This window comes from Lunatimonas salinarum, from assembly GCF_017811155.1.
GTDB classification, from domain to species: domain Bacteria; phylum Bacteroidota; class Bacteroidia; order Cytophagales; family Cyclobacteriaceae; genus Lunatimonas; species Lunatimonas salinarum.
The window spans coordinates 44,283-58,904 of the sequence record NZ_JACVCV010000020.1 but is presented as its reverse complement, the minus strand read 5'-3'; the positions used below and the strand labels follow the sequence as shown (position 1 = coordinate 58,904).

The 14,622-nt window shown below is 46.0% G+C and carries 18 protein-coding genes; 9 read left to right on the top strand and 9 right to left on the bottom strand.

Annotation, left to right across the window (positions count from 1 at the left end):
- Nucleotides 1–4: 4 nt before the first annotated feature.
- From IAQ59_RS19075 to IAQ59_RS19035, 9 genes are all read left to right on the top strand, one after another.
- Nucleotides 5–538: an RNA polymerase sigma factor gene (locus IAQ59_RS19075; protein WP_209332449.1), complete on the top strand. Its 534-nt coding sequence runs from the start codon at nt 5–7 to the stop codon at nt 536–538.
- Nucleotides 538–1,365, top strand: a complete 828-nt coding sequence (locus tag IAQ59_RS19070) for an anti-sigma factor (protein ID WP_209332448.1) — start codon at nt 538–540, stop codon at nt 1,363–1,365. Before IAQ59_RS19075 ends, IAQ59_RS19070 begins: the two co-directional genes overlap by 1 nt.
- A gap of 136 nt (nt 1,366–1,501) precedes the next feature.
- Nucleotides 1,502–1,927 (top strand): DUF2721 domain-containing protein, encoded by a 426-nt coding sequence (locus tag IAQ59_RS19065; protein ID WP_209332447.1) that lies wholly within the window; start codon nt 1,502–1,504, stop codon nt 1,925–1,927.
- A 27-nt stretch (nt 1,928–1,954) separates the two neighbouring features.
- A complete protein-coding gene (locus tag IAQ59_RS19060; RefSeq protein ID WP_209332446.1) occupies nt 1,955–2,974 on the top strand; it encodes a threonine aldolase family protein in 1,020 nt (339 codons plus the stop codon).
- 181 nt (nt 2,975–3,155) lie between these two features.
- The gene (locus tag IAQ59_RS19055) at nt 3,156–3,644 is read left to right on the top strand and encodes an RNA polymerase sigma factor (protein ID WP_209332445.1); all 489 of its coding nucleotides are present in this window, start codon (nt 3,156–3,158) and stop codon (nt 3,642–3,644) included.
- Nucleotides 3,634–4,074: a hypothetical protein gene (locus IAQ59_RS19050; RefSeq protein WP_209332444.1), complete on the top strand. Its 441-nt coding sequence runs from the start codon at nt 3,634–3,636 to the stop codon at nt 4,072–4,074. Before IAQ59_RS19055 ends, IAQ59_RS19050 begins: the two co-directional genes overlap by 11 nt.
- Nucleotides 4,071–4,607 (top strand): DUF4252 domain-containing protein, encoded by a 537-nt coding sequence (locus tag IAQ59_RS19045; protein WP_209332443.1) that lies wholly within the window; start codon nt 4,071–4,073, stop codon nt 4,605–4,607. The genes IAQ59_RS19050 and IAQ59_RS19045 overlap by 4 nt, the downstream gene beginning before the upstream one ends.
- 89 nt (nt 4,608–4,696) lie before the next feature.
- Nucleotides 4,697–5,167, top strand: a complete 471-nt coding sequence (locus IAQ59_RS19040; RefSeq protein WP_209332442.1) for a DUF4252 domain-containing protein — start codon at nt 4,697–4,699, stop codon at nt 5,165–5,167.
- A 162-nt stretch (nt 5,168–5,329) separates the two neighbouring features.
- Nucleotides 5,330–6,592, top strand: a complete 1,263-nt coding sequence (locus IAQ59_RS19035) for a replication-associated recombination protein A (protein WP_209332441.1) — start codon at nt 5,330–5,332, stop codon at nt 6,590–6,592.
- 507 nt (nt 6,593–7,099) lie between these two features.
- Here IAQ59_RS19035 and IAQ59_RS19030 read toward each other — a convergent pair.
- The 9 genes from IAQ59_RS19030 to IAQ59_RS18990 all read right to left on the bottom strand — a co-directional run bounded on the left by IAQ59_RS19030 (nt 7,100) and on the right by IAQ59_RS18990 (nt 14,621).
- Nucleotides 7,100–7,645 (bottom strand): hypothetical protein, encoded by a 546-nt coding sequence (locus IAQ59_RS19030; protein ID WP_209332440.1) that lies wholly within the window; start codon nt 7,643–7,645, stop codon nt 7,100–7,102.
- Nucleotides 7,646–7,889: 244 nt separating this feature from the next.
- Nucleotides 7,890–8,036 (bottom strand): hypothetical protein, encoded by a 147-nt coding sequence (locus IAQ59_RS19025; RefSeq protein ID WP_209332439.1) that lies wholly within the window; start codon nt 8,034–8,036, stop codon nt 7,890–7,892.
- A 97-nt stretch (nt 8,037–8,133) separates the two neighbouring features.
- Nucleotides 8,134–8,340, bottom strand: coding sequence for a hypothetical protein (locus IAQ59_RS19020; protein WP_209332438.1), 207 nt, complete (start codon nt 8,338–8,340; stop codon nt 8,134–8,136).
- A gap of 7 nt (nt 8,341–8,347) precedes the next feature.
- The gene (locus IAQ59_RS19015; RefSeq protein ID WP_209332437.1) at nt 8,348–8,710 is read right to left on the bottom strand and encodes a hypothetical protein; all 363 of its coding nucleotides are present in this window, start codon (nt 8,708–8,710) and stop codon (nt 8,348–8,350) included.
- Nucleotides 8,711–8,737: 27 nt separating this feature from the next.
- Nucleotides 8,738–9,061 (bottom strand): hypothetical protein, encoded by a 324-nt coding sequence (locus IAQ59_RS19010; RefSeq protein ID WP_209332436.1) that lies wholly within the window; start codon nt 9,059–9,061, stop codon nt 8,738–8,740.
- Between the two features lie 1,732 nt (nt 9,062–10,793).
- Nucleotides 10,794–11,069 (bottom strand): hypothetical protein, encoded by a 276-nt coding sequence (locus tag IAQ59_RS19005; RefSeq protein ID WP_209332435.1) that lies wholly within the window; start codon nt 11,067–11,069, stop codon nt 10,794–10,796.
- Between the two features lie 364 nt (nt 11,070–11,433).
- On the bottom strand, nt 11,434–11,631 hold the full coding sequence (locus IAQ59_RS19000) for a hypothetical protein (protein WP_209332434.1): 198 nt from the start codon (nt 11,629–11,631) through the stop codon (nt 11,434–11,436).
- A gap of 435 nt (nt 11,632–12,066) precedes the next feature.
- On the bottom strand, nt 12,067–13,641 hold the full coding sequence (locus IAQ59_RS18995; protein ID WP_209332433.1) for an alpha-L-arabinofuranosidase C-terminal domain-containing protein: 1,575 nt from the start codon (nt 13,639–13,641) through the stop codon (nt 12,067–12,069).
- A gap of 95 nt (nt 13,642–13,736) precedes the next feature.
- On the bottom strand, nt 13,737–14,621 hold the full coding sequence (locus tag IAQ59_RS18990; protein WP_209332432.1) for a glycoside hydrolase family 17 protein: 885 nt from the start codon (nt 14,619–14,621) through the stop codon (nt 13,737–13,739).
- Nucleotide 14,622 lies beyond the last annotated feature (1 nt).

Genomic DNA, 14,622 nt, shown 5'->3' with positions numbered 1-14,622 from the left:
CCGATTGGAAGAACAGGAGATCATAGCGGGGCTTAAGGCCCGGAATCGGAAGACCGTGGAGTATTTGTACGCCAAATACTCTAGAGCCTTATTTGCGGTGATCACACGAATAATCTCTGACAAGGACCTCGCAGAAGAGGTTTTTCACGATGCCTTTATTAAAATTACAGAAAAGATAACTCAATACGACGAAACGAAAGGAAGGCTATATACCTGGATGGCAAATATTTGTCGAAACACCGCCATAGACAAAACCCGATCGAAGGAATTTTCCGAAAAGCATAAAACCAATACCCTCGATGATTTCGTATATGCGTTGGAAAGTCAGACAGGTACGGCAGAAGCAGTAGATGGCATTGGTGTCCGCGAGCTGATGGACACGCTAAATGATGAATGCAAGTTTATTGTAGACTGTGTGTACTTCAAGGGATATACCCACGCCGAAATCTCGGAGGAATTCAACATTCCCCTCGGTACGGTAAAAACCAGGATCCGTACAGCTATTAATGCATTGAAAAAGAAAGTGGATAGAATCTAGTGGATGTACAGGCCTACATATCGTCCGGAAAATTAGAGTTGTTCCTGCTAGGAGAACTTTCGGAGAAAGAGCGAGAAGAAGTGCTGGCTATGGCCAGGCAATACCCTGAAGTACAGGAGGAGCTGGATCAGCTCGAGCAGGCTATGTTTGATTTTGATTTACTCTCCGCCCAGCAAGATCCTTCCAGAAAAGTAAAAGACAGCATATTCCAAACACTGGAGGGTGATTTTTTCAAGCAGTCAGCATCCGCGGCTCCAGCGCCCGAAGTGCCGACCGAGACACCGGTCAAAGCGCTGAATCCTTGGAAACAGTATGCGGCTGCGGCTTCGTTGATCGCCGTATTGTCCTTTGCGGCGGCCCTGTTTTATGCCTTCCGGTATTTTGAGGTGGAGGAAAAGTACGACACATTAGTCGCCCAGCAGTCCCAGCTGGCTGAAGACCTTCGCTCCAATCAAGTTCGGTTGGAGTCGTTGGATCAGCAGATGGAGAAATTGCTCTCTGGGAACTATGAGCGGGTGTTTATGAGGGGGCAAGGACTAAACATACAGGATGATGCGCGTGTAGACGTATTCTGGGATAGGTCGAGTCAATCCGTATTTGTGTCTGTCAGCAACCTTTCCGAATTGGACGTGGATAGTGACTACCAGCTTTGGGCGATCGGTGACAATGGTCCAGTAGGAATAGGTCTGGTCAGTGCTGCCGATCGGCTGTCTCTACAGCAGATGCAGGCGGTCCGGGACGCAAGCGCTTTTGCAATCACCATTGAACCCAAAGGGGGTAGCCCACAGCCTACTTTGGAAAAATTGGTAGTGCTCGGTGAGGTTTGATGCTTCTGGTATTGGGGGCTTTACGGGAGTTGCTTGGGACGCCTTCAGACCTATTTCCGCTCAGGGTCTTGCGCTTGGGCAACAAATCATGCAGGCATATAGGGCGGTTTTTTTAAGATATCCTTAATTTTATATCATGGAACTCCAGTTATCTACTCCCGCTTTGCTTTTTTCGGCCATTACCCTGCTGATGCTAGCGTATACCAATCGGTTTTTGGCCATGGCTAACCTGATCAGGGGCTTGCACAAGCAATACCTAAAGGCACCGGATGAGAAAGTGATTATTGAACAGATCAAAAACCTGAAAAAGAGGGTGAATATGATCAAGAACATGCAGATTTTCGGTGTATTAAGTTTTTTGCTCTGTGTGGCCTGCATGTTTCTTCTATATCAGGAAATAAACAGGGCCGCGAATATTGCCTTTATGGCCAGTATGTTAAGCTTGTTGGTGTCCTTGGCCATCAGTCTTTCTGAGATTCATATTTCTACCAATGCCCTAAACTTGGAGTTGTCGGATATGGTGGATGTATTGAGTAAAAAGGCCGGGAAGTCCGGTTTTTAGTTCATTTTGGCGTTCTAGAAAAAAACCATGATTATTGATTTAAGAAGTGATACGCTTACCCAGCCTACGCTCGGCATGAGGGAGGCGATGATGCAGGCACCAATGGGTGACGATGTGTTTGGTGAGGATCCCACCGTGAGGCGTTTGGAAGACCGGCTGGCCCTGTTGTTTGGCAAGGAGGCTGGATTGTTTTGCCCTTCTGGTACCATGACCAATCAGATCGCTATTCGAGTGCATACACGTCCCCAAACAGAGGTTATCTGTCATAGGGATTCCCACATTTACCTCTACGAGGGTGGAGGCATCATGGCAAATTCCCATGCTTCGGTGAAATTGCTGGAGGGGCCCTTTGGAAAGATCGACCCGCAGTCGGTGGCCGAGGCAATCAATCCGGACGATGACCATGCGCCCGAGTCGGTACTGGTTTCACTGGAAAACACCATGAACAAGGGTGGAGGCAGCGTGTACACGTTGGAGGAGGTGCGACCCATTCGCAAATTATGCCGAGATCGGGGGTTGAAGCTGCATCTCGACGGTGCGCGGATTTTTAATGCCTTGGAAGAGACCAAGGATTCGCCGGATGCTTGGGGGGAGCAATTTGACACGGTATCGGTGTGTCTTAGCAAAGGGCTCGGTTGTCCCGTAGGATCGGTGTTGGTGGGTTCCAAAGACGCTATCAAGCAAGCACGAAAGATCCGGAAAGCAATGGGTGGAGGCATGCGGCAAGCCGGGATGCTGGCTGCGGCAGGACTGTATGCGCTGGATCACCATGTCGCTCGTCTGGCCGAGGACCATCGGCGTGCACAGGGGGTACTCAGGGCGCTGGAGGATCATCCTTTTTTTTTGGAAGTGTTGCCGGTAAAAACCAACATAGTGATAGCCCGATTAAGAGGCATAAAGCCCGAGGAGATGTTGGCCCGTCTGTCCGAGTCACAGATCAAAGCGGTGAAGTTTGGCAAAGACCTCATCCGGTTTGTGACACACCTCGATTTTACCGATGAAATGCTGGAGCAGTTTACCAGGAGGCTGGGTAAAATGCGCGGCTAAGGTGGCAGCTGGTTGAAAGTAACATTTGTTCCTGGTGGGAGGATTATGTGGTTAATACCTTATGTCGCATGAATCGCTGTTTAAGGCATCTTAGGGGGATAGATTTCTACTCAATGCCATTTTTTTGATTTTTTTTTGCGGTTTCTGTAACATTTTGGTTTCCCGATCCTCATCTTCCTAAATGAATTCGTTTTTCGAGAATCAAATCTGGCCACTTCGAAGCAAGCTATACCGGCTTGCTTACCTCTGGGTAAAGGACCGGGCATTGGCCGAGGATGTCCTACAAACAGTTTTCGAAAAGGCATTGACCAAAGAGGATCCCTTAAAGCAGGTCCAAAATCCAATAGGATGGATGGTGCGTGCCCTTAAACACGAATCGTTGTATCAGCTAAAACTGCAGCGTCGAACCTCCGGGCTGGAGGGGATTGAACTCACGGAGGTGCCTCCGATTGAAGAATTGACAGACCAAAAAGTCAAATGGGTAATGCGGTTCATTCAGTCCTTACCGGAAAAGCAGCAGGAAGTATTTCAACTCAGGGAAGTCGAAGGGCTTACTTATGCGGAGATCGCCGATTACCTGGAGGTTCCGATTGAGCAGGTAAAGGTGAATCTCCATAGAGCCCGGAAGACGCTTCGGGAAATTCTAATCAAAACAAAATATGGAAAGTAGGTTACAGGAGTTGGTAGACAAATACTGGGAGGGAGAAAGCTCCCTGGAGGACGAGCGCGAGCTGAGAGAGCTGCTTAAAACCACGGATCAATACCCGGAATTACGGGATTTTCTTGTAGGTGCATGCGAGCTTGCCCAAGTTGAAACAACCATCAAACGGCCGCAACCTAGGAAAGCCCCCTTTGCTTGGCCGGTATACCTGCGGGTGGCTGCGGTTTTTTTGGGAGGCCTCTTCCTGATTGGATACTGGGTGGCAATAGAACGGCAAAGGCAACAGGAGGAAGCCTACCTGCAAGTAGTCGCGGCTTTTCAACTGATTCAATTTCACATGGCCAAAGGTACTTCCGAACTGGAAGTAATGGCTGATTTTCGTCATTTGAACACCGCCGGACAATTATTCAATACAAACGAAATGGGTAAGGAAAAATGAAAAAGTTACTGGCAGTTTTGGGATGTTGGATGGTATTTGCCGCCGTACAGGCGCAGGATGATGCTATTGAGAGGTTTTTTGGGAAATACATGGAAGATGATCGCTTCTCGCGCGTCTTTATCAGTCCCAAGATGATGCAGATGGCCGGGGGCTTTTTGAAGTCCGGAGCTACCGCAGGTGATCCCGAGGCAGAGGAACTGGGAGACTTGATCTCCAAGGTGAGGGGAATACGGATTCTCAGTGGAGAAAATGTGGCAGGGCAAGAGCTTTTTTCTGAGGCAATGAATACCCTTAGTAGAAATCGTTACGAAGATCTAATGGACGTGGCAGATAAAACCTCTATTACCAAATTTATGATCCGTGAGGAAAACGGCTTGGTGAAGGAGCTGCTTATGCTGACTGGAAGCAAGGAGAGCTTCACGCTTCTCAGCATGTTAGGGAGTTTTACCTACAAGGATTTGAACATGCTGGCAGAAAAGACAAACATGCCTGGCATGGACCAATACGGAAAAGGGAACAACCCTAAAAAATAAATTACGCAAAACATACACTTCAACCGGCGGGCAAAGATCGGGGTGACCATCCGTCTCCAGGTATCTATCCGCCTTAAATCCATGTAAATATGAAAAAGCTTGTTTTATTAATGCTTGTTTTTGCCTTTGCCCAAGCCGTTTTCGGCCAAAGTAAAAGTGTCGATGCCCTATATCAAAAGTACAAGTCCAGTGAGGATTTTTTTAATTTGGATTTGAGTGGAAATTTTCTGGGATTGGCCAAGTCATTTAATGTTACGATCAACGAGGCTGACCAGAAGAAGATTAGTCAGTCCATGGAAAAAATCCGCCTTTTCAAAATTCCCGGTACGGCGGAAGTTTTGTCAAATGAATACAATGCACTTAAAAAATCCTTACAGAAGGAACGGTTTGAAGTGATGATGGAGGCCGGTAAGCGGAACGAGGGAGTAATTATCTATGGAAAAGGGGGCGCTAGAATCAAAGATATCGTCCTTATAGTCCGGGATGAGGATGGAGAACTGATGGTCATCGAAGCCGTAGGAGACTTCGATCCCGGATTGATTTCCGAGCTGGGCGCCTAGCCTGAAGCGCGGGGTCTGGTTCTCATTCATTTCGGTGTTCCTTATAGGTTTTTGGCCGCACCACCTGCGAGGGGCATAGACGGAGGGCAAATATTTCGCTGTCTAGTGGGTAGTTGCAGTGGCAGCTGTTATCCCTCTTTAATTTGTCGTAACTTGGCCGCTATGAATGCTATGCCACTTGCTGAGCGTATGAGGCCTTCCAAGTTGGAGGAGCTCATCGGTCAAGAACACCTATCTTCTCCTGAGTCTTTCCTGTATCGGGCCATCAAGGCCGGCAATGTACCATCTCTGATCTTATGGGGGCCTCCGGGGGTAGGGAAGACGACCATTGCCAACATTATCGCCAATGAGGTGAAGGCTCCTTTTTATACCCTTAGCGCGATCAGTGCCGGGGTAAAGGATATCCGGGAGGTAATCGAAAGGGCTCGCTTCCAGCAGGGAGTGGTGCTTTTTATCGATGAAATCCACCGATTCAACAAGTCCCAGCAGGATGCGCTCTTGGGGGCAGTGGAAAAAGGGATCATCCGCCTGATTGGCGCTACTACCGAAAATCCTTCCTTCGAGGTAAATGCCGCCTTGCTTTCCCGCTGCCAAGTCTTTACCTTAAACGCCCTTGGAAAGTCTGAGTTGGAAGCGATGATACAGCAGGCCCTGTCCAAGGATGAAATACTCAAGAAGATGCGGGTGGAGTTGATAGAAACCGATGCGCTGCTACGAATTTCCGGGGGCGATGGTCGCAAGCTACTCAACCTGCTGGAGATTGTCCTGGAGGGCATAGGGGGTGATCCCATTTTGGTTACCGACGATAAAGTGATGGCGATTGCTCAGCAAAAAGTGGCACTTTACGACAAGTCCGGTGAGCAACATTACGATATCATATCCGCTTTTATCAAATCCATTCGGGGCTCTGATCCCAATGCGGCGGTCTATTGGCTGGCCAGAATGATCGAAGGGGGCGAGGATGTGAAGTTTATTGCGAGGAGACTGATCATTCTCGCCTCGGAAGATATCGGCAATGCCAATCCCAATGCGCTGCTATTGGCGACCAACTGCTTTCAGGCAGTGAATGTGATCGGGTATCCGGAGGCCCGAATCATATTGTCGCAGTGCGTGACCTACTTGGCCTCTTCGCCAAAATCAAACGCGAGCTACTTGGCCATCAATCAGGCCCAGGCCCTCGTCCGACAGCAGGGAGATCTCTCCGTTCCCTTGCACTTACGAAACGCTCCGACCAAACTGATGAAGGATCTCAACTACGGTAAGGAATACAAGTATTCCCATGATTATGAAAACAACTTCATCAGCCAGGAATACATGCCCGACGAACTGAAAAATGCTAGGCTGTACGATCCCGGTGCCAATCCACGGGAAAATGAGCTCCGCAAATACCTCCAAAAGTTGTGGGGTAAGAAGTATGGTTATTGATGCTGCCGCTGCATTAGTCGTGCGATCCAAGAAGCTTTGCTAGGTGGGGGTAAGCGTAGCCCTAACTCACAAGTTTTACGTCGAGTGGGGTGTTCAAAATACCGGGCTGTTCTTGGACCGTTCGAAGTTCTTTTAGGCCGCCCAGAGCTTTTATACATAACTGGCCTCCAAAACCATGCATAGGAAGTCCGTCCAATAATTCCATGGAATATGCGAGTAGGATACCGGTAATGAAGAACCATAAGCCTGCATTACCAAGGGTTTGTCGGTGCTTACGGTAACTTCCCTCCTACTGTATCCCAATCCGCAATTTTCGCGCGATAGTGAGGCTTTGGTACGCTCATTCACCGTTCCTCTAACGAGGAAGTTTCCAAGTGACCAAAGGTATACAGGGCTACGTTGCCTTTTGAGGTCAATTTACGAAACCACATCTTTCGCGTCGCGTCACTTTTTTGATGATGTAGCTGTCGTCATCGCCTCTGATATTGGTCTTTAGGGTACTTTAGTCTACTTGAATCCAACTCCCAATCCAATGCCAAGCCATCCGGCATTGAAGCCACTCCCCCTCAAAATCAACGGGTTCCAATTTATTTGAAACATGACCCCTGTTTTTTTTGGCTGAAGCCTGTATCCCATGGTCATAAATCCTCCGACTAATCCAAAGCCGTCGCCTTGGACGTACTCATAGTCGGTTAAAGCCCCATTCGCACTTAAACTTGCGTATACTGGAAGCAGTCCGATACCGGTAACAAAGGAACTTCGCTTCTTGCCGACCAGGTGATTGAACTCCAGTGGAAATGTCACCAGACCCAATCTGGCACTTTGATCAAACTCGCTTGCCGATAGTCCGCCGATTCCTGCCCTAAATCCAATTCCGTCCATTCTGCCTTTATTTAGCCTCATGTCGTAATTGATCCCCGCAAGTATATGGCTGCCTAACAATTCCCCATAGATATTTTTATGGTGGGTATTAAATTGAGGGGTATTGCTTTGCCCCTTGGATAGATAGGCGCATGACATAAAAACGCATGTCAATATCAGTATTCTAAGCATGTCCAATATATTGAAATAGTGAGAAAATAGTTAGTTAGCTACATCGGCGAAATGCCAAGTGGGCTACGTCAAATATAAGGTATTTTGAAATAGCAAGTTTGATTTGTTTTTGGGGCAGTGGGTCATTTAGTGTATCATGATCGGCCGTAAAGAAATAGGCGCTTAGTTCCCATAAGGGTATCGGGACGCCCGGCCTCAAGTAAGGCCATGAACCCCGTACCGTGGTGTTGTGCTGTTTATCATGTCAATATTTGAAGTCCATATTGAAAGCCGAATTCATCGGGTTTTCGTTCCATAACAACTGTTCCGAAATGTCTGAGGTCTGATTGATATTTTCAACTCCTGTACCTTGGGAAATGAACTTGCTTATATCATCACTTTTTCCTGCCATATGCCTGTTCGGTATTTCCTGAAAAAGTCGTGGACTAAGTTTTAAAACTCGATGGTATCTTTCCTTTGGCGAATTGGTTAAAATATCAAGAAAAACACTAAAGAAGTCCTAGTCTCTGCTTTTCTTCTTTAATCATTTCTTCCCTCTCCGCCTTCATTTTTTCAAAATTTTCTTTCCCGTAGATTTTATAAAAATACTCATCGTCTACTAAGGGGATGTGCTGATCTTTATCAGGATCTAGATAGAGGTTCCTTATATCCCTGTCCAACTCTTCATTCGTGATATTCATTTTCTTATCTTTCATTTTTCAACTATTTTCTTGTGAAATTATAGAGGCCTTTAATAAACTGGCCTTGATATTCATTCATGATAGACCAAATTTCGCTATAAAACGGAACCTTGTCCTTTTGAGAGGGCAGGCTTTTGATGTGATCCTTGAAGTTGCCGTAATCTAGGTTGTGGATTGTGGCTACTAGTAAAGCCTCTACTTCCTTTCTCGACGCAAAAACCCGGTAGGCATAATCTTTCTGAGTGGAGGTTTCGATCCTTGCAGCATCAAATACATTGGCCAAGTCTTCTTTTTTTCTGGCCCGAACGATTAATTCATTTTCTTTTTCATCAGAAAAATTGTTTTTTACGATTGAGTAAAATCCATTTTCGGTTGCTATCCACATATAGTATACAATTACGGTTTATTTATATTACAGCCTTACTTCATCATGGGTAAGTTTATACCCCAATCGTTTGAAGTCATCTAGGTTATTCTCAATGATACAGTCAAAGGTGACATTCAGGAGTGCCCCAAAATCGATCGGCATCATGTGGGGGAATTTTTTCCTTCGTTCCCGAATGGAGTCTTTCATTTCATCCGACAGGCCATTCAACTTGATGCCTGCAATGAAGTGTACAAACGCATCTTTTGAAAGGTCTTTGATGTAGGGCTCCAGCCAAAGCAGTACAAATCCATACCCTTTCCACGTCATCATTGGGTTGCCATCGTGTCTTTTTAGGTCGTTTATATCCATTCTGCCGAGGATTTAGAGCAAGTTTGAATATACCTAATTTAGCTGAGAAGTAAAAGCCTATGGGGTGAATTAGGGCATCTCTCTGCTTGCTGCTGCGCCCTACTGATTTTCCAATGGGAGGGGCATGTTGGTTGATGGACCCGGCTAATGATTCCGCGCCTTTGGCGCTTGGGTGGCGTATTGCCATTCTTCCTTGGGCGTTGCCCAAGGCTAATGATTCCGCACCTTTGGTGCTTATTTAATTGCTGGCACCAAAGGTGCAGCAATCAAAGGTCGTTTACGCAACGGCCGCACCCATGACGTATTTACCGTTAATGGTTGCGGACAGTGGTTGAGTTTAGCGGCGTTAGCCCTGACATCTTTTTGTGGTTTTAAAACCAGTCAGACAGTTCAAAGCCGTCTGACCGGGAACAAAGACAGCGGCTGCAACATAGACGCAGAGGCCGCAAAAGATTTACGTTTAGGGGCGTAGCCCTGACATCTCTTTGCCGGAATATGTTGATGTTGTGCCACATCCACCCCCTTCTGACCCCTGAATCGTTGATAAGAAAACCGCAGGGTAGAAATAGGTTTTGTCCCTCCCGCTTCGTTGCGTTCGTTGGGTGAAACAATTCCGGCTCGACGTGTAGATTAGTTATTATACCTTCCCTTTACCCGTTTTGGTGACTCTTGAGAAAATACCGGGTTGTTTTCACACTGAGGATAGAAACGGCAATGCACACATAAAACCCAACGCTTGTCACGTCGAAAGAACCCCAAGGGGCCAACCACATCAAACCGATGGAAGCGATCGAAATATCGAACCATTCGTGAAGCAGGATTTTTTGGATTTTTGTCATGTAACCAATGGACCAAGTGAAGCGTAGGGCCTCTGAAAATATTGTGTTTATTAAAGCTAACTCCGGTCCACTGAAATGAAATTTCAGTAAGAAAGAAATTTTTGATTCAGGATGTTTTTCTCACGGAATGGGGATTGTTTTTAATTGGAGATCTATGGCAATGCAAGTAGGAGATGTCGGCCCTATATAGTAGAAAGTACAAATTTTATCAATTGATAAGATTTGTACTTTCCACCCCGTCGCTCTTTCGATAGTGGAGGATTACTTCTAGGTTTTCAGCTAGTAATAGGCCCTCATTAAAAAGATGGCTAGGCAAATTTGATTTTACCCAAATAGTCCTGCTGAAACCAACTCAATTGGTGCGCATACGTAAATACAAACCCATTACATTTTAGGATAGGATTTTAAAACCCAGAATAACCTTATCCGAGGTTCGGAATTGGATCACCTATGTCAAAGCAAGGTACCAATCAGGTATTAGGAGGAATGTTTCACTGTGTTAATAGTACAGTTTTCATCATCCTCAACACCATAAAGCGTAACGAGTCATGCTGTATTCTCTGTATAAATTACACTCACTTTAAGTCCGTTCATCTATGAATGAGGGTTTTCTAAGTTTTTCGAAAGTAGTAGGTTCTTCCTAAGAAGGCGAATAGGTTAATTGCCAACAACCCAATAATTACCATAAAATTTATATCAACTAATTTGAAGATAAAATTAGCTAAGATGAGAATATTCAATATCAATGTGATATTGAATACAGTTTCGATTTTAGATTTCATAGTTAATATTTTATTTGTTGCAAATTTGTTCGTTCGGTAATTTAAATATTATATTATAAATTTAAAACAATCAGGCTAATTCATAAATCGAAATAGCCTGATTTCTAAAAATTATTTGCATGCATAATCAATTGCCAAAGCAGTATTGGAAACTAACGATGCCGCACCGAACCATGTTTTTGGACTTGCCCATATCGCTGGGGCATAAATCGCTGAAGCTATCATACCAACACCTACAACTACTCCAAAACCTACTGCAACGGCGCAATTTCCCCCATTAATTGCTGCCATTCTGTCAATGCTTAACTCTTTCATATCTAATTGATTTTTGGTTAGAAATAATTTAACTGAATGCCCAGACCTAAATCCATCCCACTGAAATTTCATTTCAGTCACCCAGATTTTTTTTGATTCCGGACGTTTTTTTACGCAAATACCCAAAGGCAACGCAACGATCTTAACAGAGTTTAGTTTAGGGGCTTTAGCCCTGACATCTTCAAACCGACTGAAGGTGATCCATCACGGAGAATTCAAGGGTCTGATTCACTGGTTCTTTCCTTGGTTTTTTTGGCTTAACGCACCACGAAACCACCACCGTAAGAAAAAATAATTAAAAATTCCAGCGAATATTGAAGTATAGAACCCGATTTCCCTTGGGTCAAACGAACCATTGGACTCAAACGACATCAGAACCAAGGTGTAGATAACGCATCCAATCAAGAGAATAGTTTTATTCCAATCCATGGCAAGGCTATTTTACTTTATCCAAATAATCCGTCTGGAATTTCTTCAAGGCAAAGCGAATGCTGAATTCCAACGAGGCTGCAAGTGCGATACAGATATAGCATCCAAGCTCCGTAAAGTCAAAGGTACCAAAGGGCATTAGCCACATAAACATAACGCTCATTGATGCAATTCCTACCTTTGGTTTCAATAAGATCCTTCTCATTTTTTGATTCTTTTTTCAACCAGTGCTCGAAAACCGTATAAAGTGAGAAAATAATAAAGTATCCCGGCTCCTATGGACGTATAAAACCCGACTTCCGCCGGATTAAACGACCCATGGGAACCAAACGTCATCAAAACAAGCACAAAGCCAACACTTACAATCTTAAGTCTTTTCCTAAATCGGTCCACAATGCCTTCGTTTAGTTCAAGGAAATACAGCACTTCAACCAGCACCTCTCAGACTGTTCGTGTGGTTTCAGACAAAATGTTCTAGAATGAACTCACTTTCTGGAGGTAATTGGCCGAAAAATAAAAACACCCTCTACCCACTGAAATTTCATTTCAGTCTGGGAGCTATTTTTATTTCTGAAATCCATGTAGCTTGTATCTTACGCTGACGTTGCTTTCATCCGCTTGGCCTTCTTCCCTAATTCCTTCACTTGAGTTGGATTTCCACTGCCGATACCGAGGCGGCAGGGAAGGTCCAGGTGCCGTCTGTTGGAGCGTCTTTTGTTTGTATTTGGAGCGGGTCGGGCCCACGTTCGATCACCTCAAACTCCGGGTCGGTAGCCATCTCATGTACTTTGATGGCCGCAATTTCAGCACCCTTCACGGACAAGGTGGTTTTTACAGGCGATGACCTTTGCGTATTTACCACGTGAACAAAAAGCGTATTCTCTTTTCTACTAGCGGCTACGTCCAGGTAATTAGGTGTTAGGATCGTTTTGCAATAATGAGAGCCGCTGTACTTCCTGTAGAGTTTCATCACCTTGGCAACGGGCATAAGGAATGCTTCGCCGTAGGACCTCGGAATAGGGATCATCAAGGCGTTAACCTGCCAACGGGTGCCACAAAAATCCGCAAGGGTGGCAATCTTGAGCAGGTCTCCGTGGCGTTGGTTTATATTGGCAAGACGTGCATACGAAACACCGGCAGCCCAGGTAGACATTACTTCATTTCGGTTTCGTCCAGAAAATGTATAATGGCATTCCGTTAGGGCCATGGGCATGCCGTATGGCTCCACCTCCTGCCGCATGGTGGCCACTTTTTTCTCGTGAAATTGACTGGTATTCATCAAGTACTCCCAGGTTCGGGCGGGATCTTTTCGATATGCCACTCCTTCCAACGGATTGTGGGGATCATTTCGGTAGGGGTTGAACATGTGGTGAAACGCCACATAATCCAGCTGTTCGCCGGCGCGTTCGATCATTTCCTTGGCCCAGTAGGTTCCATTCCCCTCTCCCCAGCGCTGTAAACCTCCCCAGCCAATCAGCTTGATCGAGGGGTCTGTTTGGCGCATTTTTTTGCTGAATTCGACCGTCTTTTGAGCGGCCGTATCCAGTGGGAAACGGTCTTTGGAGTAGGAAGTTTCATTGCCTATTTGCCAGAAGGGGATTCTCAGGGGTTTATCGATCCCATGCGCTTTTCTTAACGCATTGTCCGGGTTATTGCAGTAGTCCACCCAGTCGGCAGCTTCCTGGGCATTGCCCCGCCGGTCACTCCCCATGCTGTCGGTAATCCATCCGGAATCACCTTCCGATTCGAAATTTATGCACATGAGCGGATCGGCCCCCACTTGGGTACAGAAGTCGACGAACTCAGCAGTTCCCACTTGGTTGGATTCGTAACCGCCCCAGAGGATATTTTGCATGGGTTGTCGGCTACTTCGCTTACCGACTCCCTCCCGCCAACGGTAATATGCACTGAATATACCGCCAAAACGTATCATCCCAGGTGCCAGATCCCGGGTAGCTTCAATCACATCGTCCCGCCAGGAGTGTTTATCAAAATCCCAGGCAGCCTCCACAGACCCATCTGTACGGCCAAGTGGCTCCATAAATTGCATGTATAGGTGAGGCGATAATGCAAAGGTTGGAGTGGGGTCAATTTCAATGCCCTCTTTCGCATGGATTGAGACTGAGGCAGCGCTTGCGGGTAACTCCCCGGTAGCGGCAATTCCGGCACCTGCAAAAGCAGCCGATCTAATAAACTTTCTTCGGTTTAGGTTCATGGGTGTTTTTCAATTAAATGCTGAGAAGCAAGATAATCGTTTTAGCCATAAGTCACCCCAATGAACACAGTTAGATTGGCGGTGAAAGGCCATTTTTACCATTTCTTTTGCTCCTCTTTATTCCACAGCCCCCAGTAGGCGCCCACGTCTCCCTCAGTACCTACTTTCCAGGATTCGTCGAAAGACGAGAAATAGAATAGTTCAATAGACTCCTGATGTGCCCAGTTTTGGATGTTGATAAAATATTTCAGGAAGTTTTCATCGGATGGTACCGCTCCATAAAGGGGCGTGCCTTGGCTGGGCCATCCGGTTTCGGTGATGATAACTTTTTTCCCGTTGCCTGCCCTTAATGCCCTCGCATACATGTCCTTGATGTATAGCAGGGAATAGTCCAGCGCACATCCTTCCCAGTAGGGGTAGCAGTTGGCAAGTAGGATGTCACAGGCATTGGTAATAAGGGGCTTGCGTTCAAACTCATAATAGGCATCCACATACCCTACCGGGATATCAGGTAGCTCATTTTTTACCTTTATAATTAACTCAAGCAGTTGATCTTCAGGCAGGTCTTTGCGGTAGAGTACTTCATTGCCTACAGCCGCAACGTCAACATAACCTTCTTTGGCCAATTCGATGAGGTTTTGAACCTCTTCTTGGTTGATGTTGGCTTCTTTTCCCAACCAAGCACCCACAAGGGTTTTCATACCCAGTTCTTTGGCGATTTTGGGGATCAGTTCGTTGCCCTCTGTGCAAGAGAAAGAACGGATCCATTGGGTGTAAGGACGGATGATTTCCAAACGTCTTCGGATTTGTTCTTCAGAGAGTCGGTCTCCAGGCTGCTGTCCATCTACATAGGGACTAAAGCAAAGCCCATGCATCCCCTTATCCAGCGTGGCTCGGAATAGTTCCGCAAGTTTTTCCAATGAGAAGCCTTGCAGGTCTTTACCGGTAAGTGCCAAAATTTTTTCCGCATTAAACGACATA

What these genes read in the sequence shown, in the direction of transcription:
- IAQ59_RS19065 (WP_209332447.1), top strand. Translation starts at nt 1,502, where the DNA reads ATGGAACTCCAGTTATCTACTCCCGCTTTGCTTTTTTCGGCCATTACC.
- IAQ59_RS19060 (WP_209332446.1), top strand. Translation starts at nt 1,955, where the DNA reads ATGATTATTGATTTAAGAAGTGATACGCTTACCCAGCCTACGCTCGGC.
- IAQ59_RS19055 (WP_209332445.1), top strand. Translation starts at nt 3,156, where the DNA reads ATGAATTCGTTTTTCGAGAATCAAATCTGGCCACTTCGAAGCAAGCTA.
- IAQ59_RS19050 (WP_209332444.1), top strand. Translation starts at nt 3,634, where the DNA reads ATGGAAAGTAGGTTACAGGAGTTGGTAGACAAATACTGGGAGGGAGAA.
- IAQ59_RS19045 (WP_209332443.1), top strand. Translation starts at nt 4,071, where the DNA reads ATGAAAAAGTTACTGGCAGTTTTGGGATGTTGGATGGTATTTGCCGCC.
- IAQ59_RS19040 (WP_209332442.1), top strand. Translation starts at nt 4,697, where the DNA reads ATGAAAAAGCTTGTTTTATTAATGCTTGTTTTTGCCTTTGCCCAAGCC.
- IAQ59_RS19035 (WP_209332441.1), top strand. Translation starts at nt 5,330, where the DNA reads ATGAATGCTATGCCACTTGCTGAGCGTATGAGGCCTTCCAAGTTGGAG.
- IAQ59_RS19030 (WP_209332440.1), bottom strand. Translation starts at nt 7,645, where the DNA reads ATGCTTAGAATACTGATATTGACATGCGTTTTTATGTCATGCGCCTAT.
- IAQ59_RS19025 (WP_209332439.1), bottom strand. Translation starts at nt 8,036, where the DNA reads ATGGCAGGAAAAAGTGATGATATAAGCAAGTTCATTTCCCAAGGTACA.
- IAQ59_RS19020 (WP_209332438.1), bottom strand. Translation starts at nt 8,340, where the DNA reads ATGAAAGATAAGAAAATGAATATCACGAATGAAGAGTTGGACAGGGAT.
- IAQ59_RS19015 (WP_209332437.1), bottom strand. Translation starts at nt 8,710, where the DNA reads ATGTGGATAGCAACCGAAAATGGATTTTACTCAATCGTAAAAAACAAT.
- IAQ59_RS19010 (WP_209332436.1), bottom strand. Translation starts at nt 9,061, where the DNA reads ATGGATATAAACGACCTAAAAAGACACGATGGCAACCCAATGATGACG.
- IAQ59_RS19005 (WP_209332435.1), bottom strand. Translation starts at nt 11,069, where the DNA reads ATGAAATTTCAGTGGGATGGATTTAGGTCTGGGCATTCAGTTAAATTA.
- IAQ59_RS19000 (WP_209332434.1), bottom strand. Translation starts at nt 11,631, where the DNA reads ATGAGAAGGATCTTATTGAAACCAAAGGTAGGAATTGCATCAATGAGC.
- IAQ59_RS18995 (WP_209332433.1), bottom strand. Translation starts at nt 13,641, where the DNA reads ATGAACCTAAACCGAAGAAAGTTTATTAGATCGGCTGCTTTTGCAGGT.
- IAQ59_RS18990 (WP_209332432.1), bottom strand. Translation starts at nt 14,621, where the DNA reads ATGTCGTTTAATGCGGAAAAAATTTTGGCACTTACCGGTAAAGACCTG.